2 protein-coding genes are annotated in these 2,932 nt (G+C 62.1%); both read right to left on the reverse strand.

Annotation, left to right across the window (positions count from 1 at the left end; all coding sequences use genetic code 11):
• Position 1: 1 nt before the first annotated feature.
• A complete protein-coding gene (locus tag Q0288_RS13435; protein WP_299431252.1) occupies positions 2-1,939 on the reverse strand; it encodes a beta-galactosidase in 1,938 nt (645 codons plus the stop codon).
• A 117-nt stretch (positions 1,940-2,056) separates the two neighbouring features.
• Positions 2,057-2,932: phytanoyl-CoA dioxygenase family protein (locus Q0288_RS13440; protein ID WP_299431254.1), on the reverse strand; the 876-nt coding region annotated here is incomplete at its 5' end.

Consider the following 2,932-nt stretch of genomic DNA (forward strand, 5'->3'; position numbering starts at 1 on the left):
CTCACCCCTGTTTCCAGATGCTCAAATTATAGGCGGCGACGGTGGGGCTTCCCAGCACAAAGTCGGCTCCTCGGGGTGCTGGGGCCTCCTGCGGATGGTCGGCGTAGTTGAAGGCAAATACCAGGTTTCCCCGTTGCCGCACCCGCATCCCCTCGGGCATCGGGGTTACTGGCAACCCCAGGGCTCTAACCATCTGACCCAGGTAGGCACTGAGAAACTCACGGCTGGGCCAGAAACCCAGGTAGTGCAGGTGGTGGTGCTGATAGATGGCCCCCTTCCCGTCGCTAAAGGTTGCGACCGGCTGCAAGTCTGACTCGATCCACTCCTTCCACACCTCGGCCTTCCACTTCTTCCCGCCAAAAAAAACGGTATCGGCCAGCCCAGGACGGTAACTTTCCACCCGCGTGACCTTGAGGGGTAACAGGTTTTGCAGGGCTCCGGGGGGCAGGCTGGGTGGAATCTGGAAGTGCTCGGTTTTGGCACCGGTGCGCGGGCCAAACACGATGGGGCAAGGGGTCTTCTCGAGTGCTAGCAAGGTTCTTTGGCGCAAAATGGGTAGGCTGGGTGCAACCACCAGCTTATAGCCCGATAGATCGGCTCCGGGACGCACAAAATCCACGCTCAGACCCAGTTCGCGCAGCGCGGTATGGAAGTGCATGCACAGCACGGTGTAGTTCCAGCCCGTGCCGTGAGGCTGAACCTCGAAGAGCCAGCTGGCCTCATAGTCATAGATCAGCGCCACCGGGGCCAGGGTCGTTTCGGGCAAGGGCAACCGGGCCAGCTCTTCCACCACTTGTTTGGCTTCGAAATAGCCCAGGTCGGGCTGATAGTCGGGGCGGTTGAGTCCGGCGTGCATCTGCTCCTGGGCGAAGGGTACCTGCCGCCAGCGGAAGTAGCTCACCACCTCCGCCCCGTGCGCGAAGGCTTCCCAGGTCCACAGCCGCACCATGCCGGGGGCGGGGGCAGGGTTGTTGGGGGCCCAGTTGACCGGCCCTGGCTGTTGCTCCATCACCCACCAGCGGGCCCTGGCGCCCCGGTAGAGGTCGTGGTGAAAGGCCGCGATGTCGGGGTGGCTGGCGCGGGCATAGTGCAGCTTGCGTTCGTCGGAGATGGGGGCCTCGCGGTCGGTGAAGCCCTGGGGATAGGAGTCCCAGGAGGCCACATCCAGGTCGTCGGCCAAGGCAAAGTGGTCGAAATGGGTGTAGAAACCCATGAAGTTGTGGGCAATAAAGCGTTCAGGCGAGTGCTGGCGGATCACTTCTACCTGCATTTTGTTGTAGGCCACCACCTGATCGGAGCTGAACCGGTAGAAGTCCAGCACGTGGCTGGGGTTGGGTTCGGTGACGGTGAGGTGGGGCAAGTTCACCTCGTCGAAACTGCGGTACTCCATGCTCCAGAAGACACTGCCCCAGGCGTTGTTGAGCCTGTCAATGTGCTGGTACTTGGCCTTCAGCCAGTCCCGGAAAGCCCGCAGGTCTTCGGGGCCGTAGCTGCGCACGGTATCGTGGCAGCCGTACTCGTTGTCGGTCTGCCAGCCCACAAGGTGGGGGTTCTGGCCGTAGCGACGGGCGTACTCTGTCACGATGCGGCGGGATTCCTGTACATACACCCGGCTGCTGTGGGTGTAGTGGCGGCGCGAGCCGAACCGGCGAGGGCGGCCCAAGGCGTCATAGGCAAGAACCTCGGGGTGCCGGTCTACCAGCCACTTGGGCGGGGTGGCGGTGGGGGTGCCCAGCACAATCTTTAGTCCAGCACTGCCCAGGGTTTCGATGGCCTCGTCCAGCCACTCCCAGGTAAAGCGTCCCGGATCGGGCTCTATGCGACTCCAGGCAAACTCGCCAATGCGCACATAGGTCAGGCCCAGCGCACGCATGCGCCGGGCATCCTCGGCCCAGTGCTCGCGGGGCCAGTGTTCGGGGTAATAGCAGACTCCTAGCATCAGTTGTTGGCCAGTATGGTGCTGTGTAAGTTTCCGGCTTCCGATTTGGGTTTGTCAAAGGTCGAAAGTCGAAGGTCTGGGGCCGGGAAGGTTCTCGACCTTCGACATGTGTCGGCATCAGAGCATATCCTCCAAGGTCCAGTGGTTGCTCCAGCGGGCGTCAATCTCGTCGCGCACGTTCTGGTAGCGGATGTCGGTGGAGAGCCGAAGTCTGCCCTTTGCGTCCTGGTTGGTGGTAGCAGCGTGGATCATGTAGGGCGAGTGCAGCATGATGTCGCCGGCTTGATAGTCGGCAGCTAGCCAGCGGGTGGCAAACTTGGCGGCCAGGGCGGGTAGATCTTTGCTGATCCAGCCATTCTCGCCCATGTTTTTGTTGAAGGCATTAAGACGTTCTTCGGGAGGAAGCGGCTGGTTTTGTTGAGCAAACTGGGCCTCGAGGGCCTGTCCTTTGGTATGCGAGCCCTCGAGGTACACCAGACCGCCCATTTCGATGGGGCAGTCGCCGATGGGAATCCAGACGGTGCAAAAACGGTTGGTGCCTCCGCGCAGATAGACCAGGTCGTAGTGGGCGCCGGTTGCACTCTTGTCGCCGGGTTTGGTGTAGCGGATGATTTTGCGCTTGTGCAGATAGGCCGGGCCGCCCAGAAACGCATCGAGGAATTGCCACAGGCGCGGATGCAGGCAAAAAGACTCGTAGGCTGCGCTTCGCACCACTTCCATCAGGCGCTTGGAAGCCAGGGTGCGGTCTTCGGCCTGACCCGACCAGAGGCCCAGGGCGGGGTCGCTGCCGGGCGTGAGGATCCCGGTATCCCGAAAGGCGCTGAAGAAGTGTCGGCGGAAGGCCTCCACCTCTGTCCTGGGCAAGAAACTCTGCAACCAGAGATACCCCTGGGCCTGATACTGCTCGAGGAGTTCCCCAACCGGATGGGCCGGGTTGCTGGGCTCGAGGGCTCCCAGCAGGCCTGGGCTGAGGGGGTAATGGTTGGACTCGAG

It is taken from the genome of uncultured Meiothermus sp., from assembly GCF_937863175.1.
GTDB lineage: Bacteria > Deinococcota > Deinococci > Deinococcales > Thermaceae > Meiothermus.